The organism is Sphingomonas metalli (assembly GCF_014641735.1).
GTDB classification, from domain to species: Bacteria; Pseudomonadota; Alphaproteobacteria; order Sphingomonadales; family Sphingomonadaceae; genus Sphingomonas; species Sphingomonas metalli.
Window position 1 is genome coordinate 694,736 of sequence record NZ_BMIH01000003.1, and the last position, 18,920, is coordinate 713,655.

The following is an 18,920-nucleotide window of genomic DNA, read 5'->3' on the forward strand; positions in this document are numbered from 1 at the left end:
ACGGTAAGGCATCGAAAGAATTGGCGACCTGCACAGGCTCTGCGATAAGCCGGCGGCGACGATCTTGGGGGGATTCGCAACTATGAAGCGCGCGGCGCTCATCACCTTGGCGGTCGCATGCGCCGCGACGCCGGCGGTCGGGCAGACGCTCAAGCCGCTCGCCGAAGCGCGGCTCCGCTGGGAGCATGTCGATCAGGGCGGGCTGCCCGACGCTGCGGATGCGGTCACCGTCCGGCTGCGCACCGGTCTTTCGCTGGAAGCGGGACGGTGGTCGGCGCTGGCCGAGGCGCAGGGCAATCTCGCGATCGTCGGCGACTATTTCGACGGCGTGCATCCGGACGCTCGCCGACCGTTGATCGGCGATCCGCAGAGCATCGGCCTCTATCGCGCGCAGGTTCAGTATCGTGCGCCGGGCATCACGCTCACCGGCGGCCGGCAGCGCCTGATCCTCGAGGATGAGCGCTTCGTCGGCGCCGCGGCGATCCGCAACAACGGCCAGAGCTTCGATGCCGTCCGCGCGGAAGTGGCCCCGATCAAGGGCGTGAAGGCCGACATCACCTAATCCTGGAAGGTCCACACCGTCTGGGGAATCGACGGCAACGGTGCCCGGCAGCCTGCCGTATCGGGCGACAATGTGTTCGCGATCCTCGGCTGGACGACGCCGATCGGAACGCTGTCGGGTTTCGCCTATCTGGTCGACCAGGACGAAGCGGCCGTGCAGGGCTTTCGGCTGTCGAGCCAGAGCTATGGCGTCCGTCTGGCCGGAAGCCGCCCTGTCGGGCGGTCGACCCTGTCGTGGCAGGCCAGCCACGCTCGGCAGTCCGACTGGCACCGCAATCCCAATGACTATCGTGCCGACTATTGGCTGGCCGATGTGGCCGTCGACCTCGCGGGGCCGCGGCTCGGCGCGGGCTATGAGGTGCTCGGCGCGGATCGCGGCGTCGCGCTGACGAGCTTCCAGACACCCCTCGCGGCGGTCTTCAAGTTCCAGGGTTGGGCCGACAAGTTCACGACCACCCCGCCCGATGGCGTCCGCGATCTCTACGCTTCAACAGGTTGGAACTGGAAGCAGTTAGGAACGCTCAAGAATATCTCGCTCTCAGCGGTTTATCACCGGTTCAAGAGCGATCGGCTCGTACGCCATTACGGCAACGAGATCGACCTCCTCGCCCAGGCGAAGATCGGCCGCACCGTCGCCAGCCTGCGCTACGCGGACTATGACGCGGATCGCTTCGCGACGGATACCCGCAAGCTCTGGCTGCAATTCGACTGGGCGCTCTAGTCGGGAGCCCCTATCGTTCGCCCGGTCGTCCTGGTCCCTCGCAAAGGAGAAACCTGACCTCGCTAGGCCCGCCGCCTGGCATCCGGCTCGTTGAGATCGGCGATTAGCCGCCGATATTCGCGCTCGGCATGCCCGTAGGTGTCGCCGGCCAGCGCCGCCAGCTTGTCGCGATCGCGCACGATCACCCTGCCGCGGAGCGCCCGCACCGCATGGTCCGCCTCGAGCCGGTGCAGCGCCTCGGTCACGCTCGATCGCCTGACCCCCAGCATCAGCCGGAACTCCTCATGGGTCAGGCAGATCTCGTCGCTGCTGAGGCGATCGTGATAGAGAAGGATCCACCGCGCCATTCGCCGTTCGACCGGGTGGATGAGCGACGAGACGATCGTCCGCCCCATCTGGATGGTCGCGACATGGACGAAGCGAAGCAGCGCCGTGCGCAGCACCTCATTCTCCTCCGCCAGGGCGGACAGCCTGGCGGCGTCGATCCGAAGCAGCGTTCCGGCCTCGGCCCGCAGCATCACGTCATGCGGCCACCGGTCGTCGCCCATCAGCGCCGGCCAGCCGACAAACCCTTCGCGTCCGACCAACCCTACCGCGAGCCGGCGCGGCCCCTCTTCCACCGGGTCGAGCAAGGCCGCGATGCCGCCTTCGGGAAAGAAGATCGTCGTGATCGGCTCCCCCGCTTCGGCAAGCACATCATCGACGGAGAAGGCGGCGCGTTCGAGATGGGGGGACAGGAGCGCGAACGCCGATGGCGGCAGCGCGCGCAGCAAGACATTGCCAGCCTGCTCCAAGCCGATCCCCCGATCCGTGCCGCCGACCGTCATCGTTCCCCTCTCGCTACTCAATACGCAAAAACTGCAATCGCCACGCCGTGACTATGGGGACTGACGGTCTTGGAAAAGAGATGCCGCGGGTCCGAAGCGCATTCTGCCCGGTTCCGTACTGAAACTTCGCTCGATTACGTGGTGTTCCTTGTTGATCAGGGTTCGCCCGCCGCATGAGTATTGATCATGATCTCCGCCCCGGTCCGCTATGTCCCCGAAGTCGAGCAGGCTCAATCGGATGAAACCGAGACGATAGAGGAACTCAACCAGAGCTTCGACACCATCATGGAGCGGACGGCGGAGGATTACGGTCACGCGGTCCGCGCGGTCCATGCCAAGTCCCATGGCGTGCTGTCGGGCGAGTTGATCGTCGATGCCGACCTGCCGCCTGAACTGGCGCAAGGCCTGTTCGCTCACGCCGGAACGCACAAGGTCTTCATCCGCCTGTCGACCAATGCCGGCGACATCCTGCCCGACGCGATCAGCCTGCCGCGCGGCATGGCGATCAAGGTGCTCGATGTCGACGGCGAGCGGCTTCCGGGCGCGGAGGGCAGGACGCAGGACTTCGTTCTGGTCAACGCCCCGATCTTCCAGGCGAAGACCGCCGCGAAGTTTCTCGGCAATCTGAAGTTGCTCGCGCGCACCACCGACCGGATCGAGGGCACCAAAAAGGCGATGTCTGCGGCCCTGCGCGGCGTGCGCCACGTGCTCGAAGTGGTCGGCGTCGAGAGCCCGACGGTCAATACGCTCGGCGGCGCTCCCAATGCCGAACCGCTGGGCGAGACCTATTTCTCCGCCACGCCCTTCCGCTATGGCGATTACATCGCGAAGTTCAGCGTGCGGCCCATCGCCCCGGCCATGACCGCGCTGTCGGGCAAGGAGATCGACGTCGACGGGCGCGCCGACGCGGTGCGTGAGGACGTGCGCACGGAGATGCGCCAGATTGACGCGGAATGGGAATTCCGGGTCCAGCTCTGCCGCGATCTGGAACGGCAGCCGGTCGAGGATCCGACCACGCTGTGGGACGAGGCCGAGGCGCCCTTCATCCGCGTCGCGACCTTACGGGCCCGGGCGCAGGACAGTTGGGATCCGCGCCTGGTGCAGACAGTGAATGAGGCGCTGCGGTTCAGCATCTGGACCGGCCTCGCCGCCCACCAGCCGCTCGGCAACATCAATCGGGCGCGCCGCGAGACCTACCGCCACTCCGCCGACTTCCGCGCCCGGGCCAATGGCTGCCCGATCCACGAGCCGGCGGAGTGATCCCCTCAGCCTTTCCTGCACCCACCGCTGCGATCAGGCGGCGGCGTTCAGCGAGGCCATGTCGATGACGAAGCGATACTTGACGTCGCTTCTCACCATTCGCTCGTAAGCCTCGTTGATGTCAGCGATATCGATCATCTCGATGTCCGCGGTCAGGCCATGCTCCTGGCAGAAGTCCAGCATCTCCTGCGTCTCGGCGATGCCGCCGATCAGCGAGCCGGCCAGCGCGCGGCGGCGGAAGACGAGGTTGCCGACCGACGGCGAGGGATGCGGATGCTCGGGCACCCCGACCAGCGTCATCGTCCCGTCGCGCTTGAGCGCCGCGAGCAGCGGATCGAGATCGTGGCTCGCCGCCACCGTATTCAGGATGAAGTCGAAGCTGCCCGCATGCGCGGCCATCGCCTCCGCGTCGCGCGAGACGATCAGGTCCTTGGCCCCGAGCCGCATGGCATCGTCGCGCTTGCTCGGCGAGGTCGAGAAGACATAGACGTCCGCCCCCATCGCCGCGGCGATCTTCACGCCCATATGGCCAAGGCCGCCCAGCCCGACGATCCCCACCTTCTGCCCGGGCCCGACCTTCCAGTGCTTGAGCGGCGAATAGGTGGTGATCCCGGCGCAGAGCAGAGGGGCGACGCCGGCCCAGTCCTTCTCGCCATGGCCGACCCGCAGGACGAATTCCTGCCGGACCACGATCCGGTTCGAATAGCCGCCAAAGGTATGGCCGCCCAGCACCGGATCCGGACCGTTATAGGTGCCGGTAAAGCCGGTGGTCTCGCAATATTGCTCCTCGCCGTCGCGGCACGACGGGCAATGGCCGCAACTGTCGACCATACAGCCCACGCCCACCACGTCGCCGACCTTGAACCGCTCGACCGCGCTGCCGGTCGCCGCGACGCGGCCGACGATCTCGTGCCCCGGCACGCAGGGATAGAGCGTGCCGGCCCACTCGCCGCGCGCGGTGTGCAGGTCCGAGTGGCACACGCCGCAAAAGAGGATGTCGATCACGACGTCGCCCGGCAGGGGATCGCGGCGTTCGAAGCTGAAGGGGGCGAGCGGCGTATCCGACGCCTGCGCGGCATAGCCGTGTGCGGTGCTGGTCATGATGTCCTCTGGGGTGTTCGGATCGGTGAAAGCGGCGGGAAGCTGCCAACGCCGCAACGCCCGCCCGTCGCAAAAGGATGCGTTTGGATGGCATGCGGCCGGTTCGGCATTTTCTGTATCGCATGGACTTTCCGTTAGGAGCGCACCTGCTACAAACGGGCATGACCCGACCTCCCCGCAAGCCCCGCACCGCGCATGGACGCCAGGGAGGAGCTCCGACGATCGCCGACGTCGCCGCGCTCGCCGGCGTTTCCACCATGACCGTCTCGCGCGTCATCAATGCTGAGGGGAACGTCCGCGACGCGACGCGCGAGGTCGTCAACGCCGCCATCGCGCAACTCAACTACGCGCCCAATCCGGCGGCGCGAAGTCTGGCCGGTGCGGCGCAGCTGCGGATGGCGCTGCTCTACTCCAACCCATCGGCCGCCTATCTCAGCGAATTCCTGGTCGGCAGCCTCGATCAGGCCGGGCGATCCGACATCCAGCTCGTCGTCCAGAAGTGCGAGGTCGGCGAGGAGGCGCGTACCGTCGCCGAGCGGCTGGTGGGCAGCGGCATCGACGGCGTCATCCTGCCGCCGCCGCTATGCGACGCGCGGCCGGTGCTCGACGTACTGCTGGCCGCCCATATCCCGACCGTGGTCGTCGCGACCGGCTGCCCGCCGGCGGAAGCCGGGGCGATCTCGATCGACGACCGCGCCGCCGCCCAGGCGATGACCCGGCACCTGATCGATCTGGGCCATAACCGGATCGGTTTCATCACCGGCAACCCCAATCTCACCGCGAGCGGCGAGCGGCTGGAAGGCTATCGCGCGGCGCTGGCCGAGGCCGGCATGACCTATGACGAGGCGCTGGTCGCCCAGGGCCTGTTCACCTACCGCTCGGGACTCGACGCGGCGGACGAGTTGCTCGACCTTGCCGATCCGCCCTCCGCGATCTTCGCGAGCAACGACGACATGGCGGCGGCCACGGTCGCGGTCGCCCATCGCCGCGGGCTGGACGTGCCGGGCGATCTCACCGTCTGCGGTTTCGACGATAGCGCGATCGCCACGACGATCTGGCCCGAACTGACGACGATTCACCAGCCGATCGCCGACATGTCGCGTGCCTCGGTCGAACTGCTGGCAGGCATGTTGCGCAAGCGCGGCGGTCCGGCGGAAGTGCGGCACGAGACGCTCGACTATACGCTGATCCGCCGCCAGTCCGACGCCGCTCCCCGCCGCCGTCCCCCGGCGCGGGCGCGGTAGAGCCGGATGACGTTCGGCCGGCCGACCACTCTTCGTCAGTCCCAGGCATAGTCGACGAGGCTGAGGCGCAACCGCGCTTCGCCTTCGCTCAGCACGAACGGGTCGGTGTGGCGCCAACCGCCTCTTGGTGGATGAGAGGCCGGTCGATCGGCCGGCGCCCGTCAGCGCCAGCCGGCATCCACGAAATAGTCGTGGCCGGTGCACATCCGCGCGTCGTCGGACGCCAGGAACAGCGCCAGCGCCGCGACGTCGGCGGGCTGGATGCGGCCGTCGATGCACTGGGCGGCGACGATCTCCGCCTCGCCTTCGGGCGTGTACCAGCGTTCCTGCCGCGGGGTCTGGACGTTGCCCGGCACGATCGTGTTGACGCGAATGCCCGCCCGGCCGAGATCGCGCGCCATCGCCCGCGTCATGCCCTCGATCGCCGCCTTCGCGGTCTGGTAGAGGACGAGGTCGGGCAGGCCGAGGTGCCAGCTGATCGACCCGAAATTGAGGATCACGCCGCGACCTGCGCGCTCCATCGCGGGCGCCACGGCCTGCGCCGCGAAGAACTGGTGCCGCAGGTTGACGTTCATGCGATCGTCCCAGAACTGGGGCGTCACCTCCGCCACGCTGTGCCGATCGTCGTTCGCCGCGTTGTTCAGCAGGATATCGACGCCGCCGAGCATCGCCTCCAGTTCGCCGAACACCGGCCCGATGTTCGACAGGTCGGTCAGGTCGCAGCGGCGATAGATCGGCGCATGCTTCGCCGTGCGCGACAATGTGTCCGCCAGCGCCGCGCCGTCCGCATCGGCGATGTCGACGAAACCGACCCGCGCGCCCTGCGCGACGAACGCCTCGACCAGCCCCGCACCGATACCCGAAGCACCGCCGGTGATGATCACCGCGCGATCCTCCAGGCTGGGATATATCGCCCGGGTGCCGTGTCCGCTCGTCTGTTGCAGCATCATAGTGTCCGAAATGCTCATTCTGCCAGCAACCCGCGCCGGGCGAGATTACGCATCAGCGCGCCGATCCCGAACTGCCAGGCGGGCGCATCGCGAGAGGTGGTGACGGTGTTGACCAGTGTCCCCAGCCGCGAGCTGGCGATGGTGACCCGGTCGCCGACCTTGTGGGTGAAGCCGCGGCCCGGCTCGTCACGATCCTTGGTCGGCGCGAACAGCGTGCCGCAGAACAGCACCAGGCCATCGGGATAGTGATGCTCGCTCAGCGCCTGGCGCAGCAGATCCTCGGGATCGCGGCTGATCTCGCGCATCGTGCTATGCCCGTCGAGCACATAGCCATCGGTTCCCTCGATGGTCATGGCAACGTCCGCCTGCCGCACGTCCTCGATCGTGTAGCCCGCGTCGAACAGCCGCACGAACGGCCCCAGCGAACAGGAGGCGTTGTTGTCCTTCGCCTTGCCGAGCAGCAGGGCCGAGCGACCTTCGAAATCGCGCAGGTTGACGTCGTTGCCCAGCGTCGCGCCGACCGCGCGGCCGTGCGCATCGGCCAGCAGCACGATCTCCGGCTCGGGATTGTTCCAGGTCGAATCCGAGCGGACGCCGATCGGCGCGTTCCAGCCCACGGTCGAGAGGACCGGCGACTTGGTGAAGATCTCCGCATCCGGGCCGATCGCGACCTCCAGATATTGCGACCACATGCCGTCCGCGATCAGCGCGTCCTTGAGCGCCGCAGCCTCGGCGGAGCCGGGCACCACCGAGCGGATGCCGCCGCCCAGCGCCGCTTCCAGCCGGCCGCGCAGCTCATTCGCCTTGTTGTGATCGCCGCGCGCGCGTTCCTCGATCACCCGCTCGAGCGCGGACACGGCAAAGGTCACGCCCGCCGCCTTCACGCATTGCAGATCGATGGGCGACAGAAGCTGCGCCGGATCGAGCTCCTCGAGCGGCCCGATCGGCGTACCGCCGGTGAAGTCGCCGCCCGCGACCAGGGCCGACACGGTCGGCGCGACGAAAGTCATGTCGTGCAACACGCCGTCGCGCAGAACGACGGGAACGGGGCCCTCGCCCCGATCGATCCGCCCCACGAACAATCCCTGCCGCCAATCCGCCGGCATTGCGCCGGTCACGCCGGGCCCATTCTCTGCCACGCACACCCCTCCGTTCGTGTTAGCGGTATCGGTCAAGCCCGAGCAGGCGTCAAGTACGCAGCGTATTCTGGATGCATCGTTTTGCGACGGATCGCCAGCCCGAATTGCGTGATGCTCGTCAATCGCCCGCATGGCGAAATCGGCGGTATCGGCGCGTCAGGTCGATCGCCGGCCCAGGCGACTCCGCTCGAACCACCAGAGCAGCGCCGCCGCCGCCAACCACAGCGCGATCCACGGCCAGGACGACGTCTTCGCCACCACCCCGGCGCGACCTATCGTGCGTGACGCTTCGCCCCCCGCCAGCGCCATCGTCGCCCGTCGCCGCTCCTCCGCCCGCAGCCGAGTCAATGCCTGTCGCGGCTGGACATAGAAGAGCTGATCGAGCCCGCCGGCGCCCGTCAGCCGGTACCAGCCCGCCCGCTCCGGCCATATTCCCGCGCATCCCCCGGTATCGACGAGCAGCGCCGTCGTACGACCGGCCGGATCGACGACGGCGTCGCGCCCGGTCACCGCACAGGCCGTCAGACGCTCGCCGGCCCGTGGCAGGGACGGCAGGCGCGCCGTCCGCCGATCGACCGGGCGCGCGACGGTCGACAGCAGCGCGCTCCACAGCTCGCCATAGCGATCCCCATGTCCCGCAGTGACCAGGGCGAAGCTGTCCTCGACCAGCCACGCGCCCGCGCGCCCGCGACCGGACTGACGCCACAGGGCGAGCGCCGCGCCGCGGCCGTCGCGCACGAGCGGGGTAGCGTTGCCCGCCACCACGATCCGCCGCGTGAGCGCCGGCAACTCGCCGCGCTCGCCGGCCGAAGCCATTGAGCTTTCCGCGATGCCGGGCCCGCGCCGGGCCTCCAGCGCCGCACCGCCTGGTGCGGCCGGCGCGAGCGCAACCGGCGCGACAGCCTCACCGCCTGCGAGGTCGAGACTCAAAGCGCGCCAGTCCGCGCGCACCGATCCGGTCACTGCGCCGTCGACCCGCAACACTGCCCCCATGCCGCCGCGTACCGCCGCCGCCACAGCCTGCCGCTCGGCCGAGGAGAGCGCCGACCATGCGCGCATATCGAAGATCGCGACATCGGTGCGGGCCAGCGTGCCGGGATCGAGGCTCGCTTCGCCGAGCCGCACCCCGCCTCCCGCGGCGATGCGCAGCCCGGTGACGATCCCGGCATCGGTCGCCCAGCGCCGCAGGAATTTGACCTCGGGACCTGGCGCGCCCGCGAGGATCAGCAACCGTGTCGCGGGCGGCGCCTCGGTCACGACCGGCACGCCGGCGTCTTCCTCCAGTCCGGTCCCGCGCACGCGGAGGGTGAAGAGGGCCGCGCCGGGCGTTCTGGCCGTGCCGCCCAGAAGCACCGAGCCGTCCGCGGCGGGCCTGGCGGTATCCACGACCCGGCCGGCCGGGTCGAGCAGGTCGACGCGTGCGGCGGCTCCGCCCGCCACGCGCGCGCCGACCGTGAAGGCGGCACCCGGCACCACCGGCGCAGGGGGATAGAGGCCGACCAGCCCCCTCGGTTCCGGGCCGGGCTCGTAGTGCAGCGCCACGTCCGCGGCGACTTCCCGGTCCCGCGCTGCGAGGCCCCCGCCCACGATCCGCAACCGGCTTGCCTCGCCGTGGCGGCGCAGCGCCGTGGCGAGATCCGGCGCGCGCTCCGCGCCCGCGATCGGTCCCGCCTCGGGCAGGGCGACCAGCTGCTCGCCAGGACGGAGCACCACGATCCGCGGCGCGCCCTCGGTTGCAACGACCAGCCCGGCGTCGCCACGCGCGGCCGGCGGCGGAAAGAGGGCGAGGAAGAGCAGGGCCGCGCAAACCGGCTGCGCTCCCGCCAGGGCCGCCACTCGCCACCACCGGGCGCGCACGCCCGAGCGTGCGTGCCACCAGCCCAGCCGCCCCCACGCCAGGACGACCGCGAGGACCAGGATCAGCGCGACGCCCCGCTCGGCCGTCATCGCAGCGCCTCGGCGTAGCGGCGCGCCATCGCGTCGCCCGCATCACGCCGCTGGACGCCCGGCGCCGGCCGCACCAGCACGCTCCAGAGCAGCCCGCGCAGACGCTGGCGGCAGGCGCCGCAGCCCGGATCGCGCCGGACCGCGTCGACCGCCGCCGCGATGGCGAGCGGATCGCGGATCCGCCCGCCCCGCCCTGCCAGCCATTGCGACAGCGCTCCCAGCCGGGCGTCGCCGCCGCCCGCCAGCGCCTGCCAGCTTGCGACCGGAGCGGCATCGGGAGTCAGGCCGGGCGCGAGCGGCGGCAGCGCCGGTCGCTCGATACCGTCCCGCTTTCCGGTCAGCCGCCGCCCCTCGTCGATCGGCGGCAGCTGCGTGCCCGTGCGCGCCAGAAAGATGCGCGTCGCCTGCTGTACCTGCTTGATGAAGCGCAGCGCACGATAGGCCGGAACGAGCGCCTGCTTCGGGTCGCCCTGCCGCAACGCGAGTTCGGACTGCCACATGGCGTCGAGCGCCTGGCGCAGCGTCGCACGCGTGCCGGGATCAAGCAGCGTCGCCGCCTCCGACTCGTCATGGGTATGGCCGTATTCGGCAGTCACGTCCCCCGCCGCGCCGAAGGCGGCGGGAGGTGCAGGGGCCTCGCCCGCATGCTCGTCGCCCGGGGCGGCGGGCTTGGCCGCGGCATCCTCCTCGTCGTTGGTCGGCATCGCATTGGTCGCGCCGCCGCCGGTCTCCTCGCCCATGAACTGCCCGTAGCGCAGTCGGAGCAGCCGCTGGTCCGCGCCGATCCCGTCGGAGCGCGACAGGAACCGATCCGCCGCCAGCCGCGGCCGCTCGCGGATGAGCGCCTCGGCATCGATGATGATCTGGCGCTGGCTGCGGAAATAGGCCGGCATCACCCGCCGCACCGACGCCTCGACTCCGCTCTCCGCCAAGGCGGCCGGCGGCCGGCGCAGGATCAGGCTGGCGCCGCGCACGATCTGTGGCTGCGGTGCGCGATTGTCCGCGACGATCAGCTGCGCGACCAGATCGCCGGCTTCGGAAAAGCCGGCCGCGGCCAGATCGATCTGCGTCGCGAACGACCGCCGGCTTGCCGGGCCGCTGCCGGTGAGGGTCAGCATCCGCTCGCGAAAGGCGACATTCTCGCCCTCGCCCTGCGCCAGGACGAGCCGCAGCCGGGCGACCGGCGCGACGCCATAATCGTCGCTCACGTCGAACCGCAGCGCCCAGCTGCGCTGTCCCCGCGTCACCATGCTCAGCGTGCGCGACGGTGCGACGACGCGGATGCGCGGCGGCTGGTCGGCCACCACGTCGATCCGATGCAGTGGCGGCGCCGCCCGCGCGTCCATTCCCGCCGCCGTCACCCGATAGAGGAAGGACCGGTCCGCCGCCTTCTCCCCCGTCCACCGATCGCCGGCGCGGCGCAGCGGCAGGTCGCCGCCACCCGGCGCGACGATCCGCGCGGCCTCCGGCTCGGGCGAGAATTGCAGCTCCCAGCGCAGCCGCGACCCCTGCGGCACCCGCGCGTCGAGTAGATCGAGCGGGCGTGGAGGCAATCCGGTATAGGCGGGCGGAACCACCGTCAGCCGCTGCCCGACCAGCCGCGGCACGCCCGGCCTTGCCGGTCCGCCCTCCTGCGCCGGCGCCAGCGCCACACCGGGACGCGGCGCGGGCCAGAGCAACAGGGCCATGAGGGCGATCGCCGCCAGGATCCAGGCCGCCACGATCGGGCGCGTCGGCCATGCGGGGCCGAGATCGGGCACGGGCGCTGCGGCCAGTCGTGCGCCGACCCGCGCCCGTTGCAGCCGTTGGAGCGGCCCCAGCTTCGCGTCCTCCGCGAACAGCAGGTCGCTGCTGTCCTCCAGATCGCCGCGCGCCGCGTCCAGCGCGCGAACGAGCCACGCCCGCCCGAACCGCTGCGCCCGGTGCATCGCCAGCCATGCCAGCCCGAGCGCGAGACCCAGCCCGACGATCGCACCCGCCATCCAGCTCAGCAGCCGTGCCGTGCCCAGCGCCGCGACCAGCACCAGCGGAGCGCCCGTGGCGACATCGGCGAGTCGCGCCCGGCGCCGGGCCGATGCCGCCCAGCGGCCCACATCCTCCATCGCGCTCACGGGCTCACCCCGCGGCGGCGACGCGTCGCGAGCCAGCGTTCGGCGAGCCAGACCAGCGCGATGACCAAGGCCAGCCAGGGGGCAAGATCGCGTACCGGCTCATCCGGCGCCGGCCCGCCGGTCAGCGGCGCATAATCGACGGCGAAGGCACGGCCGGGCGGTGGCGACGGTGACAGCAGGTCCTGCATCGCCGCCGCAAAGCCGGGCTCGACCAGAATCGGCATCGCCGCCGGGGTGAGGTCTCGGTTCAACCGGATCAGACGCCCCCGCCCGATCCGCGCCGCCTCCGCCAGCGGAGCGCCCAGCGAGTCCCACCAGACGGGCACGAAGCGCGCGTCGGCCTGCGCGTCCTTGGGCACCAGCACCGTGGTGCCGGTGGCGACGCGGTCGAACACCCTCTTCGGCACCACGCCACCGGCCCACCAGATCACCATGCGCGCGGTGCCAGGCGGCGCGTCCAGCGTCGCGACATCGGGTCGCTGGACCTGCCATGCCGCGGCCAGCGCGCGCCAATAGCGCAATTGGCCCGCCCGTTCCGGCGCGTAGCGGACGGATAGCTCGGGAGGCGGCACCCTGCGCACGGCAGAAGCCTCTCCGCCCGCGACGATCCGCCATGCCGCCCGGCGCGACAGCCTTGGCCGCTCGGCATCGAGCCCGTCGAGCCGCGCGGGCACGACCAGCGTCAGCGATACGCCGGCCGGCAGGTCCGCATCGAGCTCCCGGATGAGGCTGGCGAGCGGTACAAAGGCCGGCGGCTCGGTCCCGGCCTCGACCGCGGGAAAGCCGGGTGCGAGCCAGACCTGCCGGACGTTGGTGCGCGCCGCGATCGTCAGGCCCGGCGCATAGGCGATCACGGCCCGGCGATCCGCGCTGCCAGGGAGCGCAGGTTTCGCCAGCCACAGCGCGATCAGCGCGAGCAGCAGCAGGCGCAACGCGAGCAGCCAGGGCTCGTCGAAGCGCGGCCGATGCCGCGGCCGCGGCTTCTGCCGCAGCCAGCGCAGCGCGGCGAAGTCGATCGGCCGGGTCTCGGTGCGGCGAGCAAGATGGATGGCGAGCGGCACCAGCAGCGTCGCCAGTGCGGCCAGCGCCACCGGGAACAACAGCACCGGCATCAGCCGCGCCGCCCGAACAGCTGGCGGAGCGGGGTGTCGAGCGGCTGGTCGGTCACCAATTCGGCGTGGCGGATGCCGCCCGCGTCCAGCTCGGCATGCAGCGCCGCCTGCGCCGCGCCGAACCGGGCGAGGAACTCGTCGCGCAGTGCCGCGGCATCGCCGACCAGTTCCTCGCCCGTCTCCGGATCGCGGAAGCGGTGCCCGCCTTCGAAGGAGAAATCGCGTTCCTCCACCGTCAGGACCTGGATCGCGAGCACTTCGCGCCCCGCCGCCGCCATCCGCACCGCCAGCGCGGCAATCGCGGGATCGAAGAAGTCGCTGATCACCGCGATCAGGTCGCGCGGGCCGATCCGCTCCCACAGGGGCGCAAGACCGGCCTCGTCGGTCGACCCGCCGGCCGCGCTCAAGGAATGGAGCATCAGGTGCAGCCGGTCCCGCTGCCGTGCGCCGCCTCCCGCCGGCATCACCTGCAGCCGCCCGTCGCCCAGCACCGCCAGCGCGAAGCGGTCGCCCTGCAACAGCGCCAGTTCGGCCAGCGCCGCCGTCAGCCCGCGGGCGGCATCGAACCGGCCGCCCGTCGTCATCGAGCCACTGGCATCGAGCAGGATCCACAGCGCGACCGGGCTCTCGCGCTCCGCCTCGCGCACGAAGAAGCGGTCCGACCGGCCGTAGAGCTTCCAGTCGATCTGGCGCGGCTCGTCGCCCTGTTCGTAGGGCCGATACTGCGCGAATTCGAGGCCGGCGCCGCGGCTGGCGCTGCGATGCGCGCCCAGCCCGCGGTCCCCCACCGCCCGGCGCGTCGAGAGCGTCAGGTCGCGCAGGCGATGGCGAACATCGGCCGGGATCAGCTCAGGCACCGGGGCCGCGCACCCCCGCCACCAGCCGCTCGACCACCCTATCGGCGCTCACCCCTTCCGCCTCGGCGGCGAAGGCGAGGAGCAGACGATGGCGGATCACCGGCCCGGCGAGCGCCGCCACATCCTCGCGCGTCGCGGCCAGCCGGCCATGCAGCAGCGCCCGGGCCTTGGCCGCCAGCACGAGCGACTGGCCGGCGCGCGGCCCCGCGCCCCACCGGACATAGCTTGCGATCCCCTGCGGCATCGCCGCGTCGCCGGGCCGGCTCGCGCGCACCAGCCGGTTGATCCAGTCGATCAGATCGCCCGACAGATGCACCTCGCGCACCAGCGCCTGCACCGCCAGGATCTCCTCGCCCGCCATCACCCGCGGCACCTCCGCGCTGTGGCTGCCGGTAGTCTGCGACAGGATCGCCAGCTCCTCCGCGGCGGTCGGGTAATCGACCCGGACGTGGAGCAGGAACCGGTCGAGCTGCGCCTCGGGCAGCGGATAGGTGCCCGCCTGTTCGAGCGGGTTCTGCGTCGCCAGCACGAAGAAGGGCGCGGGCAGCTGGTGGGTGACCCCGCCATAGCTCACCGTCCGCTCCTGCATCGCCTCCAGCAGCGCCGCCTGGGTCTTGGGCGGCGTCCGGTTGAGCTCGTCGGCGAGCAGCAGGTTGGTGAAGACCGGGCCCGGCTGGAAGCGGAAATGCCGCTTGCCGGTGCCATGGTCCTCCTCCAGCAACTCGGTGCCGAGAATGTCGCTGGGCATCAGGTCCGGGGTGAACTGCACGCGCCGGAACCCGAGATCGAGCGCCTGGCCGAGCGAACGCACCAGCAGCGTCTTTCCCAGTCCCGGCACCCCCTCCACCAGGCAGTGCCCGCCCGCGATCAGCCCGACCAGCAGCTGCTCGACCACCGTTTCCTGCCCGACGATCGCCTGTCCGATCGCCGCGCGCAGGCCGCTCAGCTTCGCCAGCGTGGTCTCGACCTCCGCCTCGGTCATCGCGCCGCCTTCATGCGTTCAGCGCATACATGACGATGTTCACGCCGAAGCGGGTATTGTCCTCCGCCAGGAAGCGCTTGTTGCGCCAGTCGTAGTCCCATTCGCACCCGTAATCCTTGTTGCTGTAGAGCACGCCCAGACGGCCGTTGATGGAGATGCCGCGCAGATAGTCGTGGACGAGATCGTCGCCCCAGCCGTTGAGCTCGAACGTCGTGGCCGGCGGCCCCGGAAACTTGAAGAAGCTGGTATAGAGCGGATGCCTGGCCGGCAGCTTCTGCAAGGCGCGCGGCCCGAAGATCGCCGCCATCTGCCGCTCGAACGAGGTGGCGAACAGCCCGTCGATATCGTGGTTGCAGTCGTCGACCAGCACGAAGCCGCCGTTGCGGACATAGCGTTCGAAGTTGCGCCGCTCGACGGGCGAGAACTCCACCAGCTTGTGCCCGGCCATATAGCAGAAGGGCGCCGCCAGCATCTTCGGATCCGCCAGCGGCACCACCCGCTCCTTCGGATCGACGCGCATGTTGGTATAGTCGATCAGCGCGGTCAGCAGGTTCGACGGCATGCGCTGGTCGACGTCCCAATCGCCGGAATCATAGCGCAGGCGGGTGAACCAGAAATCGTAGGCGGGGGCCGCGAGGGCGCGGGGGGCAGCGCCGATCGCTGCCGCCGCGAGGGCCGCACGGAGGAACGATCGGCGCTCCATCAACCCAACCACCAGTACGGGCGTCCATCCACAAGCTTGCCGTCGCCAACCACCTTCCCGTCACCCCGGCGAAGGCCGGGGTCCAGTTGGGAAGGCTTTGATTGACTCACGCAGCGCCTCATCTCAGCCGTTCCGCAACTGGACCCCGGCCTCCGCCGGGGTGACGGGACAGACTGAGGAGTTCGCGATCAAGCCCCTCCCCTTCAGGGGAGGGGTTGGGGTGGGGTGCCTCCGCAAACGCAACGACCGTGGATACGCCCCACCCCCGCCCCCTCCCCTGAAGGGGAGGGGAGAAGGACGAGCAACCGATCACACCGCGTCCGACAGCGAGGTGAAGGTGAAGTCGCGCAGCTTCATCGGCGGCAGCATCATCACGAAGTCGGCCTCGTCGCCCTTCACGCGCACCGGCTTGCCCAGCTCGTCGATGTTGTTGAGCATGATCACCGGCGACTCGTTGAACCGGAAGTTCTTGACCGGATATTTGATCTGACCGTTCTCGATATAGAAGGTGCCGTCGCGGGTCAGGCCGGTCAGCAGCACGGTCTGCGGATCGACCATGCGGATATACCAGGTGCGAGTGACGAGGATGCCCTTCTCCGTCCCGCGGATCAGGTCGGCGGTCGACTTGGTGCCGCCGGTCATCAGCAGGTTGCCGGGCGTGCCGACCGCCTTCTTGCCCTGCTTCTGCGCCCAGTAGCGGGTGTAGTTGAGGTTCGCGACCTTGCCGTCCTTGATGATGTCCATCCGCTCGCGCGGCAGGCCGTCGCCGTCCCACGGCATCACCGCCGCGCCCGCCGCCCAGGGATCGGCATAGAGGTTGACGCGCGGATCATAGACCTGCTCGCCCAGCTTGTTGCCGCCGCCCTTCTTCGACAGGAAGCTGCGCCCCTCGTCCGCCTCGCGCGCGCCGAAGAAGTACATCATGAAGCCGATCAGCCCGGCCGCCGCGGCCGGCTCCAGGATCACGGTGTACTTGCCCGGCTCCAGCGCGCGGGCATCGGCGCTGGCCGCGGCCTTGCGCATCCCGGTGCGGACATCGGTGCCGGCGCTGAACGCCGCCGAATCCTGCAAGTTTCGCCCGACCCAGCCCGATCCGCGCCCGTCCTCGGTCCGCACCGTGCAGGTGTAGTCGAGCTGCGTGCCGCGCTGATAGCCGAAATTGCCGTTGGAATTGGCGAAGGCGACGAAGCTCTGCCCGTCCTGCAGGAAGCCGGCCGCGACGAGCTTCTCGGACTTGCAGGCGCCGATCGAATCGGCTGCCACCTTGGCCCGATATTCGGGCGTGATCGCCGCGGTCGCCGCGCTGAACGTGTCGCTGGGGCGGTAGGTCTGCTTGGGCACGGCAGGCACGAATTCGGGGTTCTCGGGCGCCAGCTTGGCGAGATCCTCGGCCCGGCGCACGACCCGCTCCAACGAGGCGTCGTCGAACTGGTTGATCGTCGCGGTGCCGACCCGCTTGCCATAGGCGACCTGCACGCCCAGCTCGGTGTTCGAGACGATGCCGCTGGTCGATACGTTGTTCAGCGCGAAGCGGACGTTGCCGTCGATCGAGCCGGTCAGCTGCGCGGTGCACTCGTCGGCCTTCGACATGCCGACCACCTTGGTCAGGATGGCGCGGGCCTGCTCTTCTGTCATGATGCTCATGGGTCAGGTCTCCGGATCAGCCGAGCGAGCGCGCGGTGTTGATGACGTTGATGCCGTTGAAGCGCGCGGTGGACGAGCCATGGCTCACCGCGGACGACTGGCTCGGCTGCCCCTTGCCGTCGAAGAAGGAGCCGCCATAGCGGAAGTCGCTGGCATCGCAGACGCCGACACAGGCATTCCAGAATTCCGGGGTGCGGATCTGATAGGCCACATCCTCGATCTGCTGGGTGATCTTGCCGTTTTTGATCTCGTAGAACAGCTGCCCGCCGAACTGCGCATTGTAGCGCTGCTGGTCGATCGAGAAGCTGCCGTCGCCGATGATGTAGATGCCGTTCTCGACCCCGCCGATCATGTCCGCGACCGACTGTTTGGCCTTGCCCGGCTGGAGCGAGACATTGGCCATGCGCTGGAACTGCACGCTCGCCCAGTTGTCGGCATAGCAGCAGCCGTCCGACGCCGCCTTGCCCAGGATATGCGCCTGGTCCCGGATAGCCTGATAGTCGACCAGCTTGCCGTCCTGGATCAACGGCCACTTCTTGGTCTTCACGCCCTCGTCGTCATAGCCCACCGCGCCCAGCGTGCCGCGCTCCACCTTGTCGGCGGTGATCGTCACCTTGTCGCTGCCATAGGGGAAGCGCGCCTTCTGCTTGTCGAGCGTGGCGAAGCTGGTGCCGGCGTAATTGGCCTCATAGCCCAGCACGCGGTCGAGCTCGAGCGGATGGCCGACCGATTCGTGGATCGTCAGCCAGGTATGCGACGGGTCGAGCACGAGGTCGTAGCGCCCCGGCTTCACCGACGGTGCGGTCAGCTTGGCGCGCGCCTGCTTGGCCGCGGCGATGGCGTCCTCGCGCATGTCGTACGACATGCCGTAGTTGACCACGCCGTTGGGCGAGGTGAACTTGTCCTTGGCGTTGCCGTCGAGATACTCGAAGCCCAGCCCCATCGGCGCCGACAGCCCCTCGCGGGTACGGAACTTGCCGCTCGCCTTGTCGATCGCGGTGACCGTCAGCGGCGCCCAGATGCGATGGACGTCCTGGTCGATGTACGACCCGTCGGTTGAGGCGAAGTATTTCTGCTCGTTGACGATGAACAGGATCGAGTTGACGAAGTTCGCCCCGGCGCCGAGCGCCGCGGCGTTGACGCCGAGCAGCAGGTCGACCTTGTCCTTGATCGGCACCGCCATCGCATTCTTCACGATCGGGGTGCGCCAAGACACCTCGCCCACCCCCGGCGTGGGCGCGAGGCGGACCGGCGCGGTCTGGGTCTTGGCATTGGCCTTGGCGATCGCGGTCGCCTGGCGCGCAGCGGCGGCGACCGCCTCGGGCGTCAGTTCGTTGGTCGCTGCGAAGCCCCAGGCGCCGTCGGCGATCACGCGAATGCCGACACCGGTCGATTCGGTGTTCACGACATTCTCGACATTCGCCTCGCGCGTGACGACGAACTGGCGCAGGTAGCGGCCGACGCGCACGTCGCAATAGCTCGAGCCGCCGCTCTTCGCGGCATTGAGCGCCGCGTCCGCCAGCCGCTTCTTCAGCGCTACGTCCATGGTCGATTGCAGCTCTTCGGCGGCGATCGCGCGACCCATCAGGCCCGGCAGCAGCCCGCCACCCAGCGCCAGACCGCTGGCGGTCAGGAATTCTCGTCTCAGCAAGACCTTGTCTCCCCAATGGACGGCGCCTTTGCGGCTTGCCGCCCTCCCTGCCACGCTACGTCCGAAGCGGACGTGTCATGGTGATGCAAGACACTATCCACGCCGCCCGA

At 69.8% G+C, this 18,920-nt stretch carries 14 protein-coding genes and 1 pseudogene; 3 read left to right on the forward strand and 12 right to left on the reverse strand.

Annotated features, from left to right (window positions below; genetic code table 11):
* Positions 1-82: 82 nt before the first annotated feature.
* Positions 83-1,282: pseudogene (locus IEX18_RS13695) on the forward strand (hypothetical protein).
* Between the two features lie 62 nt (positions 1,283-1,344).
* Here IEX18_RS13695 and IEX18_RS13700 read toward each other — a convergent pair.
* Positions 1,345-2,109, reverse strand: a complete 765-nt coding sequence (locus IEX18_RS13700; protein ID WP_188659289.1) for a Crp/Fnr family transcriptional regulator — start codon at positions 2,107-2,109, stop codon at positions 1,345-1,347.
* 186 nt (positions 2,110-2,295) lie between these two features.
* Between IEX18_RS13700 and IEX18_RS13705 the strand changes: the two genes are divergently transcribed.
* Entirely contained in the window at positions 2,296-3,369 is a 1,074-nt protein-coding gene (locus tag IEX18_RS13705) for a catalase family protein (RefSeq protein WP_188659290.1), read from the forward strand.
* Positions 3,370-3,402: 33 nt separating this feature from the next.
* Here the strand turns inward: IEX18_RS13705 and IEX18_RS13710 are convergent, their stop codons facing one another.
* Positions 3,403-4,470 carry an NAD(P)-dependent alcohol dehydrogenase gene (locus tag IEX18_RS13710; RefSeq protein WP_188659291.1) on the reverse strand — a complete coding sequence of 356 codons (1,068 nt, stop codon included), beginning with the start codon at positions 4,468-4,470 and terminating at the stop codon, positions 3,403-3,405.
* A gap of 161 nt (positions 4,471-4,631) precedes the next feature.
* On the opposite strand from IEX18_RS13710, the gene IEX18_RS13715 reads away from it, so the two are divergent.
* Complete coding sequence (locus tag IEX18_RS13715; RefSeq protein ID WP_188659292.1) at positions 4,632-5,714, forward strand: LacI family DNA-binding transcriptional regulator; 1,083 nt, start codon at positions 4,632-4,634, stop codon at positions 5,712-5,714.
* A 161-nt stretch (positions 5,715-5,875) separates the two neighbouring features.
* On the opposite strand, the gene xylB is transcribed toward IEX18_RS13715, so the two are convergent.
* The 10 genes from xylB to IEX18_RS13765 form a co-directional block, all read right to left on the reverse strand.
* A complete protein-coding gene (gene xylB / locus IEX18_RS13720; RefSeq protein WP_188659459.1) occupies positions 5,876-6,661 on the reverse strand; it encodes a D-xylose 1-dehydrogenase in 786 nt (261 codons plus the stop codon).
* A 17-nt stretch (positions 6,662-6,678) separates the two neighbouring features.
* Positions 6,679-7,770 carry a fumarylacetoacetate hydrolase family protein gene (locus IEX18_RS13725; RefSeq protein WP_188659460.1) on the reverse strand — a complete coding sequence of 364 codons (1,092 nt, stop codon included), beginning with the start codon at positions 7,768-7,770 and terminating at the stop codon, positions 6,679-6,681.
* Positions 7,771-7,959: 189 nt separating this feature from the next.
* A complete protein-coding gene (locus IEX18_RS13730) occupies positions 7,960-9,750 on the reverse strand; it encodes a carboxypeptidase regulatory-like domain-containing protein (protein ID WP_188659293.1) in 1,791 nt (596 codons plus the stop codon).
* A complete protein-coding gene (locus tag IEX18_RS13735) occupies positions 9,747-11,852 on the reverse strand; it encodes a DUF4175 family protein (protein WP_188659461.1) in 2,106 nt (701 codons plus the stop codon). Before IEX18_RS13735 ends, IEX18_RS13730 begins: the two co-directional genes overlap by 4 nt.
* A gap of 5 nt (positions 11,853-11,857) precedes the next feature.
* The gene (locus IEX18_RS13740) at positions 11,858-12,973 is read right to left on the reverse strand and encodes a BatA domain-containing protein (RefSeq protein WP_229664568.1); all 1,116 of its coding nucleotides are present in this window, start codon (positions 12,971-12,973) and stop codon (positions 11,858-11,860) included.
* The gene (locus tag IEX18_RS13745; protein ID WP_188659294.1) at positions 12,973-13,830 is read right to left on the reverse strand and encodes a DUF58 domain-containing protein; all 858 of its coding nucleotides are present in this window, start codon (positions 13,828-13,830) and stop codon (positions 12,973-12,975) included. Before IEX18_RS13745 ends, IEX18_RS13740 begins: the two co-directional genes overlap by 1 nt.
* Positions 13,823-14,812, reverse strand: coding sequence for an AAA family ATPase (locus IEX18_RS13750; RefSeq protein ID WP_188659295.1), 990 nt, complete (start codon positions 14,810-14,812; stop codon positions 13,823-13,825). Before IEX18_RS13750 ends, IEX18_RS13745 begins: the two co-directional genes overlap by 8 nt.
* Positions 14,813-14,822: 10 nt before the next feature.
* Positions 14,823-15,515: a DUF4159 domain-containing protein gene (locus tag IEX18_RS13755; RefSeq protein WP_188659296.1), complete on the reverse strand. Its 693-nt coding sequence runs from the start codon at positions 15,513-15,515 to the stop codon at positions 14,823-14,825.
* Between the two features lie 309 nt (positions 15,516-15,824).
* Entirely contained in the window at positions 15,825-17,159 is a 1,335-nt protein-coding gene (locus tag IEX18_RS13760; protein WP_188659297.1) for a TldD/PmbA family protein, read from the reverse strand.
* A gap of 16 nt (positions 17,160-17,175) precedes the next feature.
* Positions 17,176-18,810 (reverse strand): TldD/PmbA family protein, encoded by a 1,635-nt coding sequence (locus IEX18_RS13765; RefSeq protein WP_188659298.1) that lies wholly within the window; start codon positions 18,808-18,810, stop codon positions 17,176-17,178.
* Positions 18,811-18,920: the final 110 nt, after the last annotated feature.

Excerpts from the sequence above, each read along its gene's own strand:
- IEX18_RS13700 (WP_188659289.1), bottom strand. The coding sequence starts at position 2,109 with ATGACGGTCGGCGGCACGGATCGGGGGATCGGCTTGGAGCAGGCTGGC.
- IEX18_RS13705 (WP_188659290.1), top strand. The coding sequence starts at position 2,296 with ATGATCTCCGCCCCGGTCCGCTATGTCCCCGAAGTCGAGCAGGCTCAA.
- IEX18_RS13710 (WP_188659291.1), bottom strand. The coding sequence starts at position 4,470 with ATGACCAGCACCGCACACGGCTATGCCGCGCAGGCGTCGGATACGCCG.
- IEX18_RS13715 (WP_188659292.1), top strand. The coding sequence starts at position 4,632 with ATGACCCGACCTCCCCGCAAGCCCCGCACCGCGCATGGACGCCAGGGA.
- xylB (WP_188659459.1), bottom strand. The coding sequence starts at position 6,661 with ATGCTGCAACAGACGAGCGGACACGGCACCCGGGCGATATATCCCAGC.
- IEX18_RS13725 (WP_188659460.1), bottom strand. The coding sequence starts at position 7,770 with ATGCCGGCGGATTGGCGGCAGGGATTGTTCGTGGGGCGGATCGATCGG.
- IEX18_RS13730 (WP_188659293.1), bottom strand. The coding sequence starts at position 9,750 with ATGACGGCCGAGCGGGGCGTCGCGCTGATCCTGGTCCTCGCGGTCGTC.
- IEX18_RS13735 (WP_188659461.1), bottom strand. The coding sequence starts at position 11,852 with ATGGAGGATGTGGGCCGCTGGGCGGCATCGGCCCGGCGCCGGGCGCGA.
- IEX18_RS13740 (WP_229664568.1), bottom strand. The coding sequence starts at position 12,973 with ATGCCGGTGCTGTTGTTCCCGGTGGCGCTGGCCGCACTGGCGACGCTG.
- IEX18_RS13750 (WP_188659295.1), bottom strand. The coding sequence starts at position 14,812 with ATGACCGAGGCGGAGGTCGAGACCACGCTGGCGAAGCTGAGCGGCCTG.
- IEX18_RS13755 (WP_188659296.1), bottom strand. The coding sequence starts at position 15,515 with ATGGAGCGCCGATCGTTCCTCCGTGCGGCCCTCGCGGCGGCAGCGATC.
- IEX18_RS13760 (WP_188659297.1), bottom strand. The coding sequence starts at position 17,159 with ATGAGCATCATGACAGAAGAGCAGGCCCGCGCCATCCTGACCAAGGTG.